This window comes from Bacteroidales bacterium MB20-C3-3 (genome assembly GCA_035609245.1).
GTDB lineage: Bacteria > Bacteroidota > Bacteroidia > Bacteroidales > UBA932 > Bact-08.
The window spans coordinates 149,771-171,876 of record CP141202.1; the positions used below are offsets into that span (position 1 = coordinate 149,771).

At 39.0% G+C, this 22,106-nt stretch carries 16 protein-coding genes; 7 read left to right on the top strand and 9 right to left on the bottom strand.

All coding sequences use genetic code 11. The annotated features are described in order from the left end of the window. Window positions 1-26: 26 nt before the first annotated feature. Window positions 27-1,652: an apolipoprotein N-acyltransferase gene (lnt, locus tag U5907_00715; protein WRQ33183.1), complete on the top strand. Its 1,626-nt coding sequence runs from the start codon at window positions 27-29 to the stop codon at window positions 1,650-1,652. Here the strand turns inward: lnt and U5907_00720 are convergent. From U5907_00720 to surE, 7 genes are read right to left on the bottom strand one after another with little or no spacing between them, the layout of a single operon-like run. Further along, a complete protein-coding gene (locus U5907_00720; GenBank protein ID WRQ33184.1) occupies window positions 1,597-3,327 on the bottom strand; it encodes a menaquinone biosynthesis decarboxylase in 1,731 nt (576 codons plus the stop codon). The two genes, lnt and U5907_00720, sit on opposite strands and share 56 nt — an antisense overlap. A 1-nt stretch (window position 3,328) precedes the next feature. Beyond that, window positions 3,329-6,148 (bottom strand): FAD-binding and (Fe-S)-binding domain-containing protein, encoded by a 2,820-nt coding sequence (locus U5907_00725; protein WRQ33185.1) that lies wholly within the window; start codon window positions 6,146-6,148, stop codon window positions 3,329-3,331. After that, window positions 6,145-7,674: a redoxin domain-containing protein gene (locus tag U5907_00730; protein WRQ33186.1), complete on the bottom strand. Its 1,530-nt coding sequence runs from the start codon at window positions 7,672-7,674 to the stop codon at window positions 6,145-6,147. The genes U5907_00725 and U5907_00730 overlap by 4 nt, the downstream gene beginning before the upstream one ends. After that, complete coding sequence (coaD, locus tag U5907_00735; GenBank protein WRQ33187.1) at window positions 7,664-8,158, bottom strand: pantetheine-phosphate adenylyltransferase; 495 nt, start codon at window positions 8,156-8,158, stop codon at window positions 7,664-7,666. The genes U5907_00730 and coaD overlap by 11 nt, the downstream gene beginning before the upstream one ends. Before the next feature lie 2 nt (window positions 8,159-8,160). Then, window positions 8,161-9,027, bottom strand: coding sequence for a diaminopimelate epimerase (dapF, locus tag U5907_00740; protein ID WRQ33188.1), 867 nt, complete (start codon window positions 9,025-9,027; stop codon window positions 8,161-8,163). Then, window positions 9,024-10,664, bottom strand: coding sequence for a lipid-A-disaccharide synthase (lpxB, locus tag U5907_00745; protein ID WRQ33189.1), 1,641 nt, complete (start codon window positions 10,662-10,664; stop codon window positions 9,024-9,026). The genes dapF and lpxB overlap by 4 nt, the downstream gene beginning before the upstream one ends. Before the next feature lie 21 nt (window positions 10,665-10,685). Continuing rightward, complete coding sequence (surE, locus tag U5907_00750; GenBank protein WRQ33190.1) at window positions 10,686-11,471, bottom strand: 5'/3'-nucleotidase SurE; 786 nt, start codon at window positions 11,469-11,471, stop codon at window positions 10,686-10,688. A 137-nt stretch (window positions 11,472-11,608) separates the two neighbouring features. Between surE and gap the strand changes: the two genes are divergently transcribed. From gap to U5907_00775, 5 genes are all read left to right on the top strand, one after another. After that, window positions 11,609-12,613 (top strand): type I glyceraldehyde-3-phosphate dehydrogenase, encoded by a 1,005-nt coding sequence (gene gap / locus U5907_00755; GenBank protein ID WRQ33191.1) that lies wholly within the window; start codon window positions 11,609-11,611, stop codon window positions 12,611-12,613. Between the two features lie 84 nt (window positions 12,614-12,697). Then, the gene (locus U5907_00760; protein WRQ33192.1) at window positions 12,698-13,468 is read left to right on the top strand and encodes a hypothetical protein; all 771 of its coding nucleotides are present in this window, start codon (window positions 12,698-12,700) and stop codon (window positions 13,466-13,468) included. Then, window positions 13,465-14,907 (top strand): potassium transporter TrkG, encoded by a 1,443-nt coding sequence (locus tag U5907_00765; protein ID WRQ33193.1) that lies wholly within the window; start codon window positions 13,465-13,467, stop codon window positions 14,905-14,907. The genes U5907_00760 and U5907_00765 overlap by 4 nt, the downstream gene beginning before the upstream one ends. A 4-nt stretch (window positions 14,908-14,911) precedes the next feature. Further along, on the top strand, window positions 14,912-16,345 hold the full coding sequence (locus U5907_00770; protein WRQ33194.1) for an AAA family ATPase: 1,434 nt from the start codon (window positions 14,912-14,914) through the stop codon (window positions 16,343-16,345). Between the two features lie 9 nt (window positions 16,346-16,354). Continuing rightward, window positions 16,355-18,454, top strand: coding sequence for a DPP IV N-terminal domain-containing protein (locus U5907_00775; GenBank protein ID WRQ33195.1), 2,100 nt, complete (start codon window positions 16,355-16,357; stop codon window positions 18,452-18,454). On the opposite strand, the gene U5907_00780 is transcribed toward U5907_00775, so the two are convergent. Both U5907_00780 and U5907_00785 read right to left on the bottom strand, forming a co-directional pair. After that, window positions 18,451-19,395 (bottom strand): hypothetical protein, encoded by a 945-nt coding sequence (locus tag U5907_00780; GenBank protein ID WRQ33196.1) that lies wholly within the window; start codon window positions 19,393-19,395, stop codon window positions 18,451-18,453. The genes U5907_00775 and U5907_00780 overlap by 4 nt on opposite strands. An 83-nt stretch (window positions 19,396-19,478) precedes the next feature. Beyond that, a complete protein-coding gene (locus tag U5907_00785) occupies window positions 19,479-20,351 on the bottom strand; it encodes a YicC/YloC family endoribonuclease (protein WRQ33197.1) in 873 nt (290 codons plus the stop codon). Between the two features lie 80 nt (window positions 20,352-20,431). Here U5907_00785 and U5907_00790 point away from each other — a divergent pair, with 80 nt between their 5' ends. Then, the gene (locus U5907_00790; protein ID WRQ33198.1) at window positions 20,432-22,102 is read left to right on the top strand and encodes a glutamine--tRNA ligase/YqeY domain fusion protein; all 1,671 of its coding nucleotides are present in this window, start codon (window positions 20,432-20,434) and stop codon (window positions 22,100-22,102) included. The last annotated feature ends 4 nt before the right edge of the window (window positions 22,103-22,106 follow it).

A 22,106-nucleotide genomic window follows, 5' to 3' on the forward strand; every position in this document is an offset into this window, starting at 1 on the left:
TGTTACAATATTTGATCGGCGAAATTATGCATTTTAGTGTTAATAAAAAAACAAAAAGCGTTATCAGGCTTATTCTGGCAGCGGTTACACTTCTGTCGCTTCCATTTCTTGTAAAGGGAGCTGGGATTTTGATACTATTTGCCCTTACTCCTCTGCTAATGCTCGAAAATTATATTGAGAACAATAAAATTCCCTTCAGCTGGCTGATTATTTTTGTGGTGTTTTTTATCTGGACAGCAGCTACAACATACTGGGTTGCTTATGCAAATTTTAAAGGTGCAATAGCTTCTATGTTGATGTACTCTTTTGCCTTAACAGTGATTACAAAATTATACGGGTGGTTTAAAAGTAGACAGGGAAGGGTCGTAGGGTATGCCTTTTTCATAACTGCCTGGCTATCCTGGGAGCATATAATGGCAGACGGGGAGATTAACTTACTCTGGCTTGCACTGGGTAATGGATTTGCTTCTCTGCACAGAGTTGTTCAGTGGTACGAATTTACCGGTGTAGCAGGAGGCTCTCTGTGGGCGTTGCTCTTCTCTGTTTTAGCCTATGATACAATTATTTCCAGAGGTAACTGTGCAGCACCTCAAATGAGAGCCAGAAACATAACACTTGTACTCTTGCTGATTGTCCCGGTATATATATCACATGCTTTGTATATTACATATGAAGAGAGTAGTGAGAATGCATCTTTTCTGATTATCCAGCCAAATATTGATCCATACAACGATAAATTTGGGGGTATGACACAGAGAGAACAGGATGAAATTCTTATTAACCTGCTTAATGAGGGCTATGACAAATCGTTAGACTTTGTTATTGGTCCAGAGACATTTACTGCAGGCATAATTGAAAACAATCCTTACGAAAGTGACTCCTTCACCAGATTTGCAAATGCAGCAAAAGGGCTGGGAGAGGCAAAAATTATAATAGGTGCCTCTACTCACTATCTCTACCCAAAAGAGGGTTACTCCCCTGATATTAAACCATTATCCTCTTCGCGAAAAATTGGTACAGGCTGGTACGACTCCCATAACTCTGCAATTTTACTTGATAGTTCAGGTCGTTATCAGTTTTATTACAAATCAAAATTAGTACCACTTGTTGAGTATATGCCTTTTCAGAAATATATGGATGGCTTAAGAATGTTTGTGATTGAGCTTGGTGGGTACTTTGGCAGTTATGGTGTACAGAAGGAGAGGAGTGTTTTTCATTCTTCTGACAGCGGGATAAGAATAGGAACAGCAATCTGTTACGAATCTGTATATGGTAACTTTTACAGAGAGTTTATACTTAAAGGAGCCAATGTTATGTCTATTATTACAAATGACGGCTGGTGGCTTAACTCTCCCGGATATAAGCAGCATTTATGGTTTGATAAACTAAGGGCAATAGAGACAAGACGGTCAATTGCAAGGTGTGGTAACACCGGTGTAAGTGCATTAATTAATCAGAAAGGAGATATTGTCTCACAGACAAAATGGTGGAGCAGGGGGTGGCTTAAGGGAACTCTCTCTCTAAATGAAAAAATCACCATATTCGTTAAATATGGTGATTATATTGGAAGGGCTGCATACTACTCTATGCTGATTTTTATTGCTCTTGCAATTTTTGTCCTGACAAATATTTCAGCGAGGGTGAGGCGATAAAGGGGCCTATACCCAGTTTCTCCCATTTTTTGTCAACAATCTCAATTGTCTCAGGAGAGGAGAGGGCTTTCTCAGGCCACTCTCTTTTGAACCCATTTTTCCCTTTATATTTTCGTCTGCTATCTGCAACAAGACGCCCGTCTGAAAAATCAGTGTCTCTTACCGGATCCCAGTTGCTTCCCCATAACCATAAACCGGAGTAAGAGTCATCTGTATCTTCCCATCTATCAAGTATAATATTGATGATTCCCTTTAAATCTTTTCCTGAGTGTGTAAAATGGATTGCTTTGTTAGACAGTGGAGTGTGAGCGCCTCCCTCCTCAGGTAGTTTTTTTGTAGCATCAATAAGAATTTTTCCGCCATATCCGCAAACCGGTGATGTGTGGTCAAGAACATCCATAGGTCCCCGGCTAAAATGAGTATCTCTTTCCGGATGATAGTTTCTGATTATTACCTCTTCTACTTGATGAATGTCTCTGATGTCAATATCTTCGTCAGTGATTATGATCGTTTTGCAAAACATCATCTGACCGGCACCCCATAGTGCGTGTCCAACTTTAATCCCCTGTCCCGGGTAACTCTTTTCAATTTTTACTATTGCCAGATTATGACCAATTCCCTCTTCCGGGAGGTAAAGATCCTTTAATTCAGGTACCATAGTAAACTGTATAGGTGTCAGGAATATACTCTCTGTTGCCATTGCAATATATTTGTCCTCCTGAGGTGGAATTCCAACTATTGTTGCCGGATATATTGCATCTTTTTTATGCGAGATGCAGGTAATATGCATTTTTGGATAAAGATCTTCAAGAGAGTAAAATCCGGTGTGATCTCCAAATGGTCCCTCGACTACCGGTGCCTCTTTTGTATCTATGTATCCCTCTATAACAAAATCACAATCGGCAGGAACCTGCAGAGGCTGTGTCAGACAATCTGTCAATGAGACCGGTTTGTTACGGAGAAATCCTGCAAGCATATATTCGTCAATACCCTCAGGCAGAGGAGCAGTAGCAGCGTATGTGTAGACAGGATCTCCTCCCAGTGCAACAGCAACCGGAAACTTTCCCTCTTTGCATCTTGAAAATTGTCTGGCCCCTGTTTTATGTCTGTGCCAGTGCATGCCGGTTGTGTTCTCACTGAATACCTGCATCCTGTACATCCCGACATTTCTGGCTCCGGTTACAGAGTCTTTTGTGTGAACCAGCGGGAGAGTAACAAAGGGTCCGCCATCCTGAGGCCAGCACTTCAGTACAGGCAGTCTGCCAATATCGGGCTGATGTAATATTACCTCCTGACAGGGGGCAACACCTTTATGAGCCTTTGGCATCCAGGAGGCAGCCCGGCCTAAAAGAGGGATTGCTTTAAGCTTCTCCTGAATAGTCCCTCTCTGCCTGGTGACCTCTTTTATCAAATCCCTCATAGATTCCGATATCTCATCAAACGAGGTTGCTCCTAATGCATAGAGAATTCTGTTTTTTGAGCCCAGCATATTGGTCAGAACAGGATATGCTGTTCCTGTATTTTCAAAAAGGAGTGCTTTGCCTCCTCCGGGCTGTTTACTTACTCTGTCTGTTATTTCGGTGATCTCTAATAAAGGGTCTGTAAACTCTTTAATACGAATGAGCTCTCCCTTTGATTCCAGAAATTCAATAAAATCTTTTAAACTTTTGTACATCTTATTCTCTGGTTGCCTCCTCAAGAAGGTAAAAAATTGATTTGTATGATATACCGCTATGTTTTGAGAGTCCTATTTCGCAGGTTCTTGATGTAGCGTATCCTTCTGAGCAACCTGCGCTCTGCTCCTTTATATTCCTCAATCCGTGCTTGTTAAGTTCAGGAAGCAAAAAACCTCTGTCCCCTGCAAATCCACAACAATTGCTGTCTATAACAACAACCTCCTCTGCACAAAGTTCTGCCAGCTTCTTCAGATGTTCTTCAACCTCCATCTTCTTAGCACTGCAGACAGCAAAAAGAGAGATCTTCCGGTTGAGTTTACGGATTTTCAATTTATCCACGAGGAATTGAGTTGCGAATTCAGCTGGTTCATATAGCTTAATTCTCTCTCCAAAGTTACTCTTCATTGTGTAAAGACAAGGGCTCATGTCGCACAGAACAGGGTGTTTACCATTTTCAGAGGCTATTCTAAGTGCCTCTTCAAGTTTGTCAGAGGCTAGTTTACCTGCTTCAACAAAGCCTTTGGAAGAGAAGGCCATACCGCAGCATAAAGAATCAAGATCATTTGGATAAATCACCTCCATGCCTGCTCTTTTTATCAGCATATCAGTTACTTTAGTAACTTCCATTGCATCTGCATACTCCTTTGATACCCCCATACTTCTTGTTATACAAGATGGAAAATAGACAACTTTCTGAATATCTGAAGATACATTAGGATGAGTCGGTTTGATTTTTGTTGCACCCTTTGGAAAGTATTCATTCCAGAGCGGGACTAAACCGCCGGTGGCTTTGTGCATACCGGTTGCTACGGCTCCAAAGAGTTTTTTTCCTGTAATAAGCCTCAGATAGTAAAGAGAGCTAAGCCCTATTCTCATTCCAGAAGTGACTCCACCCATACTTGCAGCAATTGATTTTGCAATCTTTTCTGCCCTCTGAGAGTGCCCTTCGTGTCTTAGTTCTTTGACAAGTTTTCCTGTGTCAATTTTTACAGGGCATTTCAGAGCACACAGCCCATCTGTTGCACAGGTGTCCAGCCCGGCATAGCTGTACAGTTTAGAGAGTTCTGCGGCAATATGTGGCTGTTCTCCACTCTTCTCAAGTCTGGATATCTCTCTGTATACTGTGATTCTCTGTCTCGGTGACAGGGTAAATCCTTCAGATACACAGCCACCTTCACAAAATCCGCACTCCATACATTTGTCAACAATCTCTTTTGATTCCGGAAGAGGCTTGAAATTTTTAAGGTGAATCTCAGAATCATCATTAAGTATAACACCGGGGTTGAGAATACCTTTAGGGTCAAAAATTTGTTTTATCTCCTTCATAATGGAGTAAGCCGTTGATCCCCACTCCATCTCAACATACGGTGCCATATTTCTGCCTGTTCCGTGCTCAGCCTTGAGGGAGCCGTCATAGTCGTTAACAACCATCTTTGCAATATCGTCCATAAAGGCTCCATATTTGTCTATATCCTCTTGTTTTGAAAAATCAGGATTAAACATAAAATGAAGATTTCCCTCCAGAGAGTGGCCAAAAATTACAGCTTCAGGATAATTATATTTTTCAAAGAGAGATTGAAGCTGAAGTGTACCTTCGGCAAGTCTTTCAATTGGAAAACAAATATCTTCAATAATTGGGGTTGTGCCACTCTCTCTCATAGCGGCTACTGTAGGAAGAGTCTCTTTTCTTATCTTCCAGAGTGACGCCTGAAGCTTTGGATCTGTTGTAAAAGTAAGGGGAAGCTCTGTGATTATTGAGGAGATGCTATCGGTGATTATTGATACATTCTGTTTAAGAAGCTCTTCATTTTCTGCTCTGGTCTCAACAAGGAGGGCAGCAGCCTTTTCTGAAATAGTCTTAATATAATCCGGTACCCCTTTAGTTGACTGAACAGACCTTACTGCAGCCCTGTCCATTATCTCTGCTGCATTAACCGGTTGTTTTTTAAGAATCTGTACTGCTTTACAAGCACTCTCAATATCCGGATAAATAATTAAAGCAAGAGCTTTGTATTTATGGTCAACAACAGTGTTATATGTGATATCTGAGATAAATCCAAGTGTCCCCTCAGATCCTATCATGAGGTGCTTAATAATATCAATGCCATCAGAATAGTCTGTAAGTGCATTAAGACTATATCCTGTTGTGTTTTTTATTTTGAATTTCTTTATAATCCGGTCGCTTAGCTCTTTATCTGCTTTTACTCTGGCCGATAGCTTCTCAATTCCACCGAGAAGCTCTTTGTGTGTTTTTCTGAAACTGTCACAACTTGATTTATCAGAGGTATCGAGTATTGTTCCATCGTGAAGAACTATTCTAATGTCTGCAATAGTTTTATATGAGTTTTCTGCTGTCCCGCAGCACATTCCAGATGCATTGTTTGCAGCTATTCCTCCTATCATCGCAGCATCTATTGATGCCGGATCGGGACCAATTTTTCTTCCGTATTTTACAAGTCTGTTATTAGCCTGTTGACCGCGAATACCACTCTGAAGCCTGATTTTGGTACCAGAATCAAGTACTGACCAATCTCTCCATCCGTGGGTGGCAACAACCAGCACAGAGTCAGTTATAGCCTGTCCGGACAAAGAGGTTCCCGCAGCCCGGAATGTTAACGGGATATTCATTTCTGAGGCAATTTTTATTGTGGCTGTTACCTCTTCTTCATTATATACTTTAACTATCAGCTTTGGAATAAGTCTGTAGAATGAGGCATCTGTTCCAAAGGCAAGGGTGCTCAGCGAGTCGTGGAGTAGCCTCTCTGCGGGTATCGCTTTAGAAAGGAGATTATAAAACTCCTGATATTTACCGGTAATCATTTGATTATATTTTTTAGGGTTGCAAAATCAAAATTCTTTGCCACTATCCGTCCTTTTCTGTCCAGAAGAAGAGTGTAGGGGACACTCTCTGTTTCATACAGCTGAAAGATTGAGCCGTTGTCGTTTTCTAAAGGAGAGAGTACATGCCATTTTATGTTTTCCAAAATTTTGTATTGGTTGGAGGAGGCAGGTGTCCCCATTGTATTAACTGCAATAATTTTTACCCCTTTTTTTCTGAGGTTTTTATACTCTCGCTTTAATATTTCTGTATATGTTTTACATGTGGCGCAGTGTTGGTCTGTGAAATAAATGAGTGTAAATTTTGAGCATTTTTTGCCAAGTGTTATTCTCTTTCCTGATGTATTTAACATTGTATGTTCAGGAAAGAGGGAGCCAACCTGGTTCATTTTAGTCCGTTTTACCATTGATGGTACCCATATTGCCGGATACTCTTTATTAATCCAGAAATCAGGATAGGGAATTATGAAATCCTCAGCAACAATAACAGAGGCCTCTCTCCGTTTCTCACTCTGAGAGTAGAGGAGCTCCTCATAAATATATGAAAATACACTACGGTAAAGCTCTTTGTCACTCGCTGAAGATAAATTTGAAAATAGTGATGAGATTGAAGTTTTCACAGATACTGAATCTTCAAAGTCTATTGCTTCAATATATGCAGCGGCAAATCTGGATGCCTGTTCACTGAATTCCTTATCATTTTCATACAACTTAGAAAGAAGCTCATCTAATGAAGATGAACTGAGATTTCTGCCTCTTATTTTCCCGGAGTTGTCTATAAGAAAAATCTGAGGTGTTTTAACAACATTATAAAGCCTGGGAAAATCTGTAGAGTAAGCCGGATCTGATACAAATGTCCAGTTTATTATGTCATTAACAGGCAATCCTGCTATAAAATTTCTAAGTCTGGATGTATCGGGATGTGTAAAAACTGCAAAAACAGATAAACCCTCATAATCTGCGAATTTTGAAATCTTTAGCAGCTCCGGAAGCTCTGTTTTGCAAATTGTGCACTGATCATCAAAAAACAGCAATACTGTATATTTGGAACCGAGACTCTCTTTTAAGGATTTGTGAATACCTGAGGGGGTTGTCATAACAAGATCAGGGGCATCCATCCCTATCAGTGAATGCTTGTTGAATTCAACGAATAGTAAAATCTCGGATTTATTTAAACCATCAGGAGGGGTAAGAGTGTCGCTAAGAAAATATTTCTGTGCTATATATACCGATACACTCTCAAGACCCATTATCCCGGAATCTTTGAAAATCATAAATAGTCTTCCGGCTATATATGAGGAAAGATTATTGCTTTCGCCAGCAGCTATCAGCCTGTCTGATGCGGCACTGAGAGAATCGGGATGAATCGGAATAGTGGACAGAAAGCTTGATATATGGCTGTCAACCTTTTGTCTTAAGGAATCGGCACCACTAATCTGCCTGGTTTGTGAAAAAAGACCAAGTGATATTGTAAGAAGTAAAAATAAGAGGGTTGCTTTAATGTTCATTCTTCTCTTCTCTCCTTAATCTGCCGGTTAGATCCACTCCGGGAGCCAGGAATATCCGGGCATCTCCGCCATTTAAGAGAAGGTCTCTTACAACAGTAGAGGTAATAAATGAGCACTCGGCAGAGGATGGGATAAAAACGGTCTGAATATTTGGAGATAATTTGTAGTTAGCTTGTGCAATAACCTGTTCAAAATCAAAGTCAGTGGTTGATCTGATTCCCCTTACAATAAAATCTGCTCCACAGGAGTTGCAAAAGTTTATAGTTAGTCCTGTGTAAGATTCTACCTCAACATTATTAAGATTTTTAACCGACTCTTTTATTATTTCTATTCTCTCTTCAATTGTAAAGAGTCCGCTTTTATTAATGTTGTATCCAACAGCAACAACAACTTTGTCAAATACTCTGAGAGATGACTGAAGGACATCAAGATGTCCTTTTGTGAAGGGGTCAAAAGATCCCGGAAAAACAGCTTTTCTCATCATATTCAGCACTCAATTACGCAACTGAAAACATAAGTTGCAGGGCCGGTTAGTTTAATGTCTGTATAGTTATCCTCTCCAGTATATGTGAATTCTACAGTTAGCTCTCCTCCTTTGGTCTCAATAATATTCTTTACAGTTTGAGGGATCTTAATATCTACTTTACTGTATGAAAACTTATTTCTGGTAAGCAGTTTATGATGAGCAATAGCCGATGCCGTTACTCCGGTTCCGCAGGAGAGGGTCTCGTCCTCAACACCTCTTTCGTATGTTCTTACTGATATTCTCTGCTCCTGCTCCTCATCAAATTTTGGTATATTGAATCTGCCCCAGCTTCCCTGAACAAAGTTAACATTAGTGCCTCCCGGAAAATGGGGGTGGTGTCTCCAAAGCTTCCCCTGCTCTCTTACATCATAATCACTTACATTCTCAACAAAAATCACCAAATGTGGTGATCCTGTATTTAACATATAGCTTTTTGGGGAGTAGTCCTTAACGCTTGTTACATCAGATATGCCAAGTTTAACTATGCAGGTTGAAGGTGAGTATTTAATAATTTCTGCCTCGTGAATACCATCAACAGCCTCAAAAGTAAAATCTTTAATTCCCTTATGTGCTGCAAAAGCCACTAATGAGCGTCCTCCGTTTCCGCACATAGTCCCCTCTCTTCCGTCTGCGTTGTAATAGACCATTGAAAATGAGTATTTTTTACTTCTATTGAGCAACATCAATCCATCTGCTCCAACTCCAAATCTGCGGTCACAAAGATGTTTAATCTGACTTTCGGTCAGTTCTAGCTGGCCCTCTCTGTTATCCAGGATAACAAAATCATTACCTGTTGCCTGGTATTTATATGCTGTTATTCTCATCATTTTTTCTCCTCTTCTTGAAAGAGGTTATTATCTGTTGTTAAATATGCTTTTTCCAATTCCAGTAAATAGCTCTTTTTATCTATTCCAATTGCAAAACCAGTAAGTTTATTATTTGCACCAACAACCCTGTGACAAGGGATTACAATTAAAAGGGGATTCATTTTACATGCTAATCCTACAGCTCTGCTGGCATCTCTGGATTCAACTATAGAGGCGATCTCTCCATATGTTTTTACCTCTCCGTATGGTATATTACTTAGCTCATGCCATACCCTTTTTTGGAATTCTGTCCCGTTTAATTTTACAGGGAGTTCAAAATTCTCTCTTTTCTCCTGAAAGTATTCGTCAAGTTGTCTTGCTGTCTCAGACAATATGGGGTGAGAGCGATTTGTCTCCTCAGAGAGGTTTTGTTCATCTTCACCAACATATTCTACTCCGATTAGATTTGAATCGTCACAGATTAGCTTTAGCCTTCCCATAGGGGTTTCGTGAATAGCCGAGAAAAGATTGTCCTCTTTATGAGATTTTATCTCTTTTAGCATAGATTTAGCCACTTTTTCAGAGGCTCCCTCACCACCAAGTAATTTTCTTACTCTTTTATATCCCGATAGAATCCTCTTTCTGTCTCTTCCAATAAGGATTTTTCCAATTTCTGCCGATATGTTTTCAGGAGTGCAATCCCATTGAAGGAGCTCCTTTACAAGCTCTTTGTCAAGAATTAAATTGACCAGGCTTGCGTATTTTACTTTGATAATTAATTTACCAAGCCATACAGTTACTGGATTCATTCCGTAACAAACAACCTGAGGAGTGTCAATTATTGCGCACTCAAGGCTGGCAGTACCTGAAGATACTGCTGCTGCATCAGAGTGTTTAAGAATGGAGTATGTCTCTCCAAAAAAGAGTTTTATTCTGCTGCCACTAAGATATTGCTGGTAGTATGATGGCTCTATCGAGGGGGCTCCGGCAAGTAAAAACTGATATTCGGGGTAATCATCCTCCAGCCCTCTTAACTTGGGAAGAAGATATGAAATTTCGTGTTTTCTGCTCCCGGCCAGCAAAGCAATAGTGGGTTTATTATCAATATGAAGACGAGAGGTAAATTCCTCTTTGGATTCTGAAAGTGCTTTGTCTGATATTATGCTGTCATATAATGGATTCCCAAAATATTTAACATCCATATTATGGCCTTTAAAGAACTCTTGTTCAAAGGGAAATATTATATATGTTTTATCAGTGTACCTTTTTAGTTTTTCAATTCTCGATTCCCCTCTGGCCCAGACTTTGGGCGGGATATAGTAAAATACTCTAAAACCTCTCTCTTTTCCAAATTTTGCAATACGCAGGTTAAAACCGGGATAGTCAATTAAGATAATAACATCAGGCTTCCAGTCCAGAATATCTTTTTTACAATGTGAAAGATTTTCTCTTATTTTTCCAAGTTTTGAAAGAACTTCAACTATACCCATTACGGCAGTATCGCTATAGTGTTTAACAAGACCATCATAAACAGATCTCATCAAATCACCGCCCCAGAATCTGAATTCAGCAGAAGGGTCTTCTTTAAGAAGACTTTTCATCAGATTGGAGCCGTGCAGGTCCCCGGACGCCTCCCCCGCAATGAGGTAATAACGCATATTGGTTTATTTAGAAGTTCATTACATTTCCCAGAGCCCGGATAATCTCTCCACCTCTGAGTAATCTGTTGTGTCAATTTTGTGAGGAACAATGCTAATGTATCCATCCTCAACCAAATTATGATCAGATTCCCTGTTATCAGGCTCCAGATTAAAAAACTCTCCAGTCATCCAGTAATAGTGGAACCCATAGGGATCTGTTCTCTCTTCAAACTCTTTTATCCACTGACCCTTTCCCTGATGACAGAATTTAATCCCCTTTATGGAGTTCAATGGTTTGTCCGGGAAATTTACATTTAAGAAAATCTCAGGTTTTGGAGGATTTTTCAAATATTGGTCAATTATAATTTTCCCGTAATGAATTGAAGCGGAGAAATCTGCATCTCTGTGATGAGATGAGAGAGAAAAGCCGACAGAGGGAATTCCGTAGACTGTCCCTTCAGCAGCGGCACCAAGTGTCCCTGAATAGAGAGAGGCAACCGAAGCATTTGATCCATGGTTAATTCCTGAAACAAGAAGATGTGGAGGATTTGATGAAAAAAGCTGATTCATAGCCATTTTTACACAATCTGCAGGCGTACCGCTGCATGCAAAAATCTTCAACCCCTCTTCTGACTTCAGCTCTGTAAGCCTTAAAGGTTTGCCTATAGTAAGTGCTGCTGACATACCTGACATTGCCTCAAATGGCGCTACGACTGTAATATCACCATATGGTCTCATCATATCAATAAGAGCAGAAATCCCTTTTGATTTTACTCCATCATCATTAGTTATCAGTATATTAAGCTTTTCTCCTGTAGTCTCCATAAAAAGATGAGTATATATTTGTCCTTACAATCCACAAAGTTAATAAATTTGGCACGATTTTGCATAAGTTCTATTTTTTGTAACTTTGTGCCGAAATTCTTTTGAAGTTTTATCAAACCAAAAATATTTTAAACAAAATGAGTAAAATTAAAGTAGGGATCAACGGTTTTGGCCGTATCGGAAGACTTGTCTTTCGTGCTGCCCAGGAGAGAAATGATATCCAGGTTGTTGCTATCAACGACCTTATAGATGTTGACTACATGGCATACATGCTTAAATACGACTCAGTTCATGGTCGTTTTAAGGGAGATGTTGAAGTTAAAGACGGGAAACTTATTGTAAATGGATTCCCAATCAGAGTAACTGCTGAAAAGAATCCGGCTGATCTGAAATGGGGTGAAGTTGGTGCAGAATATGTTGTAGAGTCAACAGGACTTTTTTTGACAAAAGAGAAATGTGAAGCTCACATTCAGGCAGGTGCAAAAAGAGTTATTATGTCTGCCCCATCTAAGGATGATACTCCAATGTTCGTATATGGAGTTAATCATAAGAAGTATGCCGGCGAACAGTTTGTTTCCAATGCATCTTGTACTACAAATTGTCTTGCACCTATCGTAAAAGTGCTTAATGAGAATTTTGGTATCATTGAAGGTCTAATGACAACAGTTCACGCTGCAACAAACACTCAGAAAACAGTTGATGCACCATCTGCTAAAGACTGGAGAGGCGGTCGTGCAGCTGGTGCTAACATAATTCCTTCTTCAACAGGTGCAGCTAAAGCTGTAGGCAGAGTTCTTCCGGAGATGAACGGTAAACTTACAGGTATGTCTTTCAGAGTTCCTACAGTTGATGTATCAGTTGTTGACCTTACCTGCCGTCTTGAAAAACCTGCAAGTTATGATGAGATTAAAGCAGCCATGAAGAAGGCTTCAGAGGGTGAACTTAAAGGTATCCTTGGTTACACTGAAGATGCTGTTGTTTCAACTGATTTTATAACAGACCCTCGCACATCAATTTTTGATGCTGAGGCTGGTATTTCCTTAAACCCTCATTTTGTGAAGGTGGTTTCATGGTATGATAACGAGTGGGGTTATTCAAACAAGGTACTGGATATGCTGGCACACATGGCCACTGTCAAGTAGTTTTCAGATTTCAAAATTTAATGAGGGTGGCTTTCGTATAGCCGCCCTTGTTTTTTTCATATATTTGTTTTCAAAACTTAAACTATGGGAATAAGAAAGAAAATCTCTCTTGGTTTCGTTGTCATTGGAGCCATTCTGTTTCTTTCAAGCTTGATTGCCATCTTTGAATTTAACAGAATGCGACATTCAGTTGCCGCACTTATGACAGACAATATAAACAGTATCAACACTTCAAGACTCCTTCTTGAACTGACTGATGAGTATAATTTTATGTTGCTGAGCAGCGTGATTCTGGATTCAACAATGAAGTCAGAGAAGATTGTGTACGATAACAGATTTGAAAGTTATATCTCTAACATAAAGAAGAAATTCGTCTCTTCAGCTGAAGCCTCTGTTGCCGACTCTCTGTCATCCGCTTACTCGGCCTATCTGGAGGTTATTGGAAAGGCCTCCGGTATAATGACTCTTAATAAAGCAGGAAGAGAGAAGTGGTACTCAAATGAACTGGTGCCGGCCTATTCTAATCTAAGGCGATACAAAGGTGAACTTGGCCTCTTAACACAGGGAGCTCTTGCCGAGAATACAGATCAACTTCAGGAGGGATTCTACCGGAGTATTATGCCGGGTGTAATTGCTGTTGCTGCAGGAATACTACTTGTTCTTCTTTTTAATTACTTTATCAATTTATATTTTATTTCACCACTTTTGTTGATTTCTAGAGGATTAAAGAGCTATAAGGAGTTTAATAAAAGTTACAATGTCCATTTTGATAACGATGATGAACTTCAGGATTTAAATGGTGAAATAAAAACATTGATTGACGAACATAAAAACATGAAAAAATCCAGAGAATGAACCTCAAATTAGTCAGTAGAAATATAGGCCTGGCTCTTTTGCTGAATGCAATATTTATGTTCATTTCAGCTGCTGTTTCCATTCTCTATGGAGTTGATGATTCATTCTCCCCTCTCATTCTAAGTGGAATTGTAACCTCTGTGGTTGCATCATTTCCACTTATCTTTGTCCATAAATCAGGCGAAATCAACGCTAAGGAGGGACTTGTAATAGTAGTCTTCTCATGGATCCTCTCCTGCCTTTTTGGTATGCTGCCTTATATATTATACGGTGGAGAATTTTCAATTATTAACTCCTGGTATGAGAGTGTATCGGGATACACTACCACAGGTGCAACAATTCTGGTTAATGTAGAGGCACTTCCTAAAGGGCTCTTATTCTGGAGAGCCTCCACACACTGGCTTGGAGGTATGGGGGTAGTTCTTTTTATGTTATTGATTCTTCCATCAATTTCATCTTCAAGAATGTTGAGCAAATTTGAAATTTCATCTTTATCAAAGGATAATTTCAGGTTTAGGGCACAGCAGACAGTAAGGGTCATTTCTACAGTATATTTGGGATTGACAGTGGTTGAAACTATCCTTCTTAACCTTGCCGGAATGTCTCTTTTTGATGCTGTATGTCATTCATTTTCAACTATTGCGACAGGAGGCTTCAGTACTAAAAATTTATCTCTTGCTTATTATGATTCAGTTACTATTGATATTATAGTGATGGTTTTTATGCTATTTGCAGGGATGCATTTTGGACTTCTTTATACTGCCTTTACAGGAAAAGTGCAATCATTATGGAGGTCACCTGTTGTCAGGTTTTATCTCTCTTCTATCATAATTGTATCATTAGTAGTATCTTTAAATATTAAATTTGCCGGTATTGAAACCGACTGGATTCATGCGTTAAGACACGCATTCTTTCAGGTTATCTCTGTGGGTACAACGACAGGATTTGCAAGTGCAGACTCCAGTATCTGGCCCTCCTTTTCAATTCTTCTACTAATATATTTTACTTTACAATGTGCCTGCTCCGGATCCACATCGGGTGGTATAAAAGTTGACAGAGTATTGATTTTCTACAAGGCTTTCAAAGCTCAAATTAAAAAACAGATTCACCCGAATGCAATTGTCTCTGTTAAATTGGGAGGGCATACTCTTGATAAAGAGATGGTAACCTCTACAGCACTTTTTATTGTTCTCTATCTATTTATTGTCTTTATTGTAACTGTAATTCTAACATTCCTAGGAGTAGAACTCTTTGATGCTTTTACCGCATCTGCTGCTAATATGGGAAATGTTGGCCCGGGGTTTGGGAGTGTTGGGTCTCTTGGTAATTATTCACAAATACCTGCACTGGGGAAGTTTGTCCTCTCTGTCCAGATGCTTTTGGGTCGTGTTGAAATTTATTCAATGTTATTAATTGTTCTTGTCTTCAGAAAAAGATAAACATATGTCACTTGCTGATTTTCTGGAGAACAAAATGATTGAAGGGCTCGGCTTTGAACCCACATCTTGCCAGTCTGATCTTATAAAAACTCTCTCAGATTTCATTCTCTCTCCCGGTGCTGTCTCTCTGCCTTCCTCAAGAGAGATTATGGTTGTTAATGGTTATGCCGGCACGGGTAAAACATCGGTTTTGTCATCCCTTGTTAAGGTATTAGAGTCATTTGAAAGAAAGTATGTACTTCTGGCACCAACAGGAAGGGCCGCAAAAGTATTATCCGGATACACATCCAGAATAGCATATACTATCCACAAACATATTTACAGACAGAAATCAATGAGTGACGGGATAGGCCTCTTTACACTCAATGTAAATCTTAGCAATGAAACTGTTTATATAGTGGATGAGGCCTCATTAATCTCAAATTATAGCGATACCTCTTCATTTGGATCAGGTCATCTTTTAGACGATCTGATCCAGTTTGTATACAGCGGAGAGGGTAATAAGCTTATTCTGGCAGGAGACTCTGCTCAGTTACCGCCTGTTGGACTCAACCATTCTGAGGCACTCGATGTTGATTCAATGAAAAGATACGGTCATATAATATTTTCCCGGTTAAGGAGTGTTGTGAGGCAGGCTGAGAGTTCCGGAATTTTGTATAATGCAACCTTAATAAGGGAGTTGATTGAAAAAGAGGACTCCTCAATTCCACAATTTGAACTGAATGGGTTTAATGATATAGTCAGAATCTCTGGGGGTGATCTTCTGGAGGAGCTGGAAAGCTCTTTTAGTAAATGGGGAGCAGACGAAACACTTGTTTTATGCAGATCAAATAAAAGGGCAAACAGGTATAATAAAGGGATAAGATCCACTGTGCTCTTCAGAGAGGAGCGCTTAAGCAGGGGGGATAAACTCATGATTGTTAAAAACTGCTATCAGTTTTTAGAGGATGCTCAGGGCATTGGCTTTATAGCTAACGGAGATGTGGCTGAATTGGTGAAGATTTCTAATTATGAAGAGAGGTACGGATTAACTTTTGCTGATGCTGTTCTTTCATTTCCGGATTATAATAATTTGGAGATAAAGGCAAAGGTGATTCTTAATACTCTGGAAAGTGAGACTGCCTCTCTGGGATCAGATCAGCAGAGGGAGCTCTTCACACAGATTATGGAGGACTACAATCATATTAAAACTAAAAGAAAAAGAGTTGCGGCTGTAAGAGAGGATAAATATTTTAATGCATTGCAGATTAAATTTGCTTCGGCAATTACTTGTCATAAATCTCAGGGTGGACAATGGTCTTCCGTATTTGTGGATAATCCGTTCTGGAGTGATGAACTAACCATAGATGATTTAAAATGGCTATATACTGCTATGACCAGAGCTACAGAGAAAATCTATTTTGTTAACTTTAAAGACTCATTTTTTAGAAAAACTTAACATTCAATTATGAAGAATTTTATCAGAAAGAGTATCGTAACATTGTTGGCAATTATCTTTATTGTGCATGTTAATGCGCAGGATATTAAGCAACTATCTATGGTTTTGTCGTGGAAAGATAATTCCACTCTTTTAATGGCAGGCTTTGATAAAGATAAGCGTATTTACAAAGAGTATAATATTATTACAGGAGTTTCTGCTGAAGTGGAGAAACCATCAGAGGTAAAGAGGGCTACAGTTTTTATTAAAGATGGTGATATAGTATATTCAGATGAAAACGGAGCTGAAAGCATAATTACAAAAACATCTTATGAAGAGAGGAATCCGGAACTTTCACCAGATGGAAAAAGGATTGCTTTTACCAGAGAGAATGATCTTTATTCTATTGCTATTGATGGAGCAGGGGAGATGCGTTACACTTTTGATGGCACTGAACTTATAATGAATGGCTGGGCCTCTTGGGTCTATTACGAAGAGATTCTTGGCAGACCATCCAGATATAAAGCTTTTTGGTGGTCTCCGGATAGTAAGTCAATTGCATTTATGAGATTCGATGATACCAATGTTCCGATGTTCCCAATTTACGAGGCATCAGGCAAACATGGAAAAATAGTTCAAACAAGATACCCTAAAGCAGGTGATGAAAATCCTCGTGTGAAGATCGGTTTTGCAGATGTTGATGCAGGAGGTGTAATATGGGGAGATTTTAATGATAATGAGGATCAATATTTTGGGACTCCATACTGGAATAGTAATTCCAACGAACTTCTGGTTCAGTGGATGGACAGAGATCAGAGTAATTTTGTTCTTTACTCTGTGAAAAAGGTTAGTGGAGAAAAGAGAGTAGTTTATAAAGAGCACCAGAATAGCTGGATTGACTGGCTTGAGGAGGTTAGATTCGGGAATGAGGGTTTCTATTTTGTAAGAGACTTTGAACTTTGGGAGCAAATATACTTCCAAAGTTATGACGGAAAAAAACTTATAAAACTCACAGATGGGAAAAACTGGGGTATTAGGTTTACAGATTTTAATGAACAAGAGAGAGTTTTATACTTTACTTCAAGAAGAGAGACATCAGAGAGAGGTGACTTTTATCAACTAAGCTGGAATAAGGGTATGAATAAAAGAGAGATTAAAAGACTCTCTAAAGGGAGCTGGAATTTTACATCTGTAATTCTATCTCCAGATAAAAAGCATTATGTTGCCAATGTGTCATCAGTTTCTGATCCAACATCAACTATAGTTGTATCTCTTTCAAAAAAAGGAGTTGTAAAGGAGGGAGAGCACATTGTAATTCAGGATGCTGCTGAAGGGGCAGATTTGTCAAAAATTCCAATAGCTGAAATGCTATTTATAACAACTGAAGATGGTTACAGATTACCGGCTTCCGTTATCTGGCCTGAAAATATGGATAAAAACAGGAGATATCCGGTTATTGTCAATATGTATGGCGGACCAAATTCCGGAACAGTAATGGATACATGGAGGAACCCGTCTGATGAGACAAAATTCTGGTATAAAAAGGGTGTGATTCAAATCAGTATTGATCACAGAGCTTCCGGTCATTGTGGAAAGGAGGGTCTAAATTTCATCCACAGAAACCTGGGTAAGCAGGAGATTGAAGATTATATACTATGGGCGAAGTATTTGCACTCGCTTCCATTTGTTAATAAGGAAAAAATCGGCATAACCGGCTTCTCTTACGGAGGAACAATGACTCTTCTTGCATTAACAGAAGGAGCTGAATATTTTAGATTTGGAGTTGCAGGAGGTGGTGTTTATGACTGGCATCTTTACGATTCTCATTATACAGAAAGATATATGGATACTCCTCAAGCCAATCCGGAGGGTTATAAAAACACATCTGTACTGGGAAAGGTTTCCAAGTACAGAAGTGAGTCTGGTTCAAGGTTGTATATTACTCACGGAACTTCAGATGATAATGTTCATTTTCAGAATACTCTCCAGTTAATTGATGCACTTCAGAGATCCGGCAAACAATTTGAACTTATGATTTATCCTGGAGGAATGCATGGTTACAGAGGAGCTCAGTCAATTCACGACAGAGAGGCTACAAGATCATTTTGGTTAAAGAATCTTTTTGATTAAAGCATTGCAAGAAGCATCATTTCGTCATATAGCTCCCATATCAGAGACTCTTCTCCGTTGATTTTTTTATCTGCGAGTATCTCAGATGCTTTAATTAGTTCTCCATGAGGGGTGGTTGTTAAAGGGTTATAACTTGTAACAACCAGCCCTGATGTGATACAAAAGTTATTGTTTGTACCTGTCTTCTTGTTTCTTACTTGCATGGATACATCTGATCTTGAAAAGTCATAGTACCATTTACCGTTATACTCTTTGTATCCAACTACATATTTGGCATTGGTAATTTTTACCTTAATATGAGATGGTTTGTTTTTAATAAATGAGAGGTATCCATCTCCTCTATCTTCAATATTCATATTGAACTCTACTTTGGAGATAGCGCGGGATTCAGATTCAATGTAAATTTTCCCTCTGTAAAGTATTTCATAACAAGCTACTTTCTGATCAAACTTTACAACATACATTATCTTTCCATCTTGTTCAACAGGAGTGTCGTATTCAAATGTATATAGATCTTCAATTTTCTTATTATCGCATCCCGGGAGTGAGTGTTTTACAACATCAAGTTTTGCTATATGGACAGGGCCCCCCTGAAGTTTAAATTTCAAAGGCTCCGGCATATTTGTTTCATTCTTTCTTATTTTCTTTACAAGAATCTTGTCATTTTTACCATTGAGGTATGAAGCCTTTTCGATATCAAGTAAAGCTTCGTTTAAAGAGATTGTTTGATTGTTCTTTGAAACATTCTCTTTGTAATAGGCTGAGACAAGTGATTCGTCATTAGAATAGTTCCTGGATATTTTGCTAAAGGCTTCTTTAACAAGTATATCAGCACTATATTTAGGGTTTTGAACATAAGGTGCATCAGTTGCTGCATATGCAGTCAGAGATGCTGAGGCCATCAAAATGGCTAGTGAAAAATTTGAAATTGTTGTTTTCATTGTAATGGGTTATTAATTGCATTTTTTTTCTGCAATATAGACGACCCCTTACTTGAAAAAGTTGCAAAAAACTATATGATATTTTATAATATGTTAAGAGTCTGCTCTTTAATCTTTTCGAGTTCCTCTTTCATCTCAACAACCAGCCTTTGAATTTCTGCATGATTTGCTTTAGATCCAAGAGTGTTAATCTCCCGGCCGATCTCCTGAGCTATAAAACCAAGTTTTTTTCCTGGCATTGATTCAGTCTTAATTGTTTGAATAAAGTACTCGCAGTGTTGTTTAAGTCTAACCTTTTCTTCAGTTATATCAAGTTTTTCAAGGTAGTAAATAATCTCTTGTTCAAATCTGTTCTGGTCTGCCATGAGTCCGGACTCTTCAAATCTGCTTAATAATTTGTTTCTGACAGATTCATTTCTTGAAGAATCCAGCTTCTCAGTCAACGACAGTGATGACAGAATATTATTTATTCTCTCTCTTATCTCTATCTCCAGTTTAGCCCCCTCAGAAGATCTGAATTCATCCATTGCAAGTGCTGCTCTTTTGATACAATCCGATAAATCTGACCAGAACGAGTCTGTTTCAAGAGGTTTTCTTGGTTCAGTTACATCTGGCATCTTCAGTACAATAGGAAGAAGATCTTCTTTGCTGACAGGAATATTCATATCAGATGCCAGTTGTTCAATTTGAGACCAGTAAGTTTTGAAAATCTCTCTATTCAGATGCTTTCCGGTATTTTCAACAGAACTTTCCAGAGATATGTATAAATCTATGCTACCTCTGCTTAGCATTGCTGAAAGTAGTTGCTTTGTTTCAATCTCCTTCTCTCTTGGAATAAATTGAGTCTTGAGATTAATGTCTGCGTTTTTTCCATTGACTGAACGAATCTCAACTGTGAACTTTCCCACTGAAGTAATTGTATCGGCTTTACCGAAACCTGTCATTGATTTAAGCATTGTATCTACTTTTATCTTGAGTTAACCTTTCGCAAAGTTACGCAAGAAATCTTATATTTGCGGTTCAAAATCTAAATAGTATGGAAGAGACAAAGGCAGCTGCGGCAGAGGAGAGACAACTTAATTTTATTGAGGAGATTGTTGAGAGGGATTTGCAAGAGGGAAAACATAAATCAATATTAACCCGCTTCCCTCCTGAACCCAATGGATATCTGCATATTGGACATGCAAAAAGTATTTGTCTCAATTTTGGACTTGCAAAAAAATATGGCGGAAAGACAAATCTTAGATTCGATGATACTAATCCCACTAAGGAGGATGTAGAGTATGTTGATTCAATAAAAGAGGATGTTAAATGGCTCGGCTTTGATTGGGCAGGTGAGTTTTATGCTTCCGATTATTTTGAGCAGCTTTATGAATGGGCTGTTCTTATGATTAAGAAGGGTATTGCATATGTAGATGATCAGACTCAGGAGCAGATAAGAATTAACAGGGGTACCGTAACTCGTCCCGGAATACCCAGTCCGTGGAGAGATAGGGCTGTAGAAGAGAACCTTGATCTTTTCCGCAGAATGAGAGATGGAGAGTTTGGTGATGGAGAGAGGGTTCTCAGAGCAAAAATTGATATGTCTCACAGCAATATGCTAATGAGGGATCCAATATTATACAGAATTATTCACACTCATCACCACAGAACAGGTGACTCCTGGTGCATATATCCAATGTATGACTACGCACATGGACAGAGTGACTCAATAGAGAAGATCACACACTCAATATGCACACTAGAATTTGATGTTCATCGCCCGCTTTATGACTGGTTTATTGAAAAGCTGGAGATTTTTCCGTCAAGACAGTATGAGTTTGCCAGGCTCAATCTTACATATACAGTTATGTCTAAAAGGAAGCTTCTTGAATTGGTGAAAAATGGTTATGTAACAAGCTGGGACGATCCAAGAATGCCTACTATATGTGGTTTGAGAAGAAGGGGGTATACTCCTGAAAGCATTAGGCTCTTTGCCGATAAGGTTGGCGTAGCCAAAAGGGACAATATTATTGACCTTTCACTGCTTGAGTGGTGTGTCAGAGAGGATCTTAACAAACGAGCCAACAGATATATGGCTGTAATCGATCCTGTTAAGCTAACCATTTCAAATTATCCTGAGGGAGAGACTGAGATTTTTAAAGCTCCGGTAAATCAGGAAAATAGCGAAGCAGGTTTCAGGGATGTCCCTTTCTCTAGGGAGCTGTTTATTGAAAGAGAGGATTTTATGGAGATCCCTTCAAAAAAATATTTCAGACTAAAGCCGGGAGGAGAGGTGAGACTTAAGTACTCTTATATAATTAAATGCGAAGAGATTGTTAAAGACTCAGAGGGCAATATTGTTGAAATTATTTGTACTTACGATCCTCAAAGCAGACCCGGAACCGGAGAGTGGAGATCTGTTAAAGGTACAATTCATTGGCTATCCGCTTCTCACGCAATTGAGGCTGAGGTGAGACTTTTTGACAGATTGTTCACTGAAGCTGAGATGGATTCAATTCCTGAAGATAAGAGCTACATAGATTTTTTGAATCCTGAATCCCTTGTGGTAAAGAGAGGATATGCCGAACCTTCGCTTAAGGAGGATATCTCTGAAATTGCCGTCCAGTTTGAAAGAAATGGCTATTTTGTTAAAGATTCAGATTCAACACCTGATAAGCTGGTTTATAATAAAACTGTGGGTCTTAAATCAACCTGGGCTCAATAACAAT

Excerpts from the sequence above, each read along its gene's own strand:
- lnt (WRQ33183.1), top strand. The coding sequence starts at position 27 with ATGCATTTTAGTGTTAATAAAAAAACAAAAAGCGTTATCAGGCTTATT.
- U5907_00720 (WRQ33184.1), bottom strand. The coding sequence starts at position 3,327 with ATGTACAAAAGTTTAAAAGATTTTATTGAATTTCTGGAATCAAAGGGA.
- U5907_00725 (WRQ33185.1), bottom strand. The coding sequence starts at position 6,148 with ATGATTACCGGTAAATATCAGGAGTTTTATAATCTCCTTTCTAAAGCG.
- U5907_00730 (WRQ33186.1), bottom strand. The coding sequence starts at position 7,674 with ATGAACATTAAAGCAACCCTCTTATTTTTACTTCTTACAATATCACTT.
- coaD (WRQ33187.1), bottom strand. The coding sequence starts at position 8,158 with ATGATGAGAAAAGCTGTTTTTCCGGGATCTTTTGACCCCTTCACAAAA.
- dapF (WRQ33188.1), bottom strand. The coding sequence starts at position 9,027 with ATGATGAGAATAACAGCATATAAATACCAGGCAACAGGTAATGATTTT.
- lpxB (WRQ33189.1), bottom strand. The coding sequence starts at position 10,664 with ATGCGTTATTACCTCATTGCGGGGGAGGCGTCCGGGGACCTGCACGGC.
- surE (WRQ33190.1), bottom strand. The coding sequence starts at position 11,471 with ATGGAGACTACAGGAGAAAAGCTTAATATACTGATAACTAATGATGAT.
- gap (WRQ33191.1), top strand. The coding sequence starts at position 11,609 with ATGAGTAAAATTAAAGTAGGGATCAACGGTTTTGGCCGTATCGGAAGA.
- U5907_00760 (WRQ33192.1), top strand. The coding sequence starts at position 12,698 with ATGGGAATAAGAAAGAAAATCTCTCTTGGTTTCGTTGTCATTGGAGCC.
- U5907_00765 (WRQ33193.1), top strand. The coding sequence starts at position 13,465 with ATGAACCTCAAATTAGTCAGTAGAAATATAGGCCTGGCTCTTTTGCTG.
- U5907_00770 (WRQ33194.1), top strand. The coding sequence starts at position 14,912 with ATGTCACTTGCTGATTTTCTGGAGAACAAAATGATTGAAGGGCTCGGC.
- U5907_00775 (WRQ33195.1), top strand. The coding sequence starts at position 16,355 with ATGAAGAATTTTATCAGAAAGAGTATCGTAACATTGTTGGCAATTATC.
- U5907_00780 (WRQ33196.1), bottom strand. The coding sequence starts at position 19,395 with ATGAAAACAACAATTTCAAATTTTTCACTAGCCATTTTGATGGCCTCA.
- U5907_00785 (WRQ33197.1), bottom strand. The coding sequence starts at position 20,351 with ATGCTTAAATCAATGACAGGTTTCGGTAAAGCCGATACAATTACTTCA.
- U5907_00790 (WRQ33198.1), top strand. The coding sequence starts at position 20,432 with ATGGAAGAGACAAAGGCAGCTGCGGCAGAGGAGAGACAACTTAATTTT.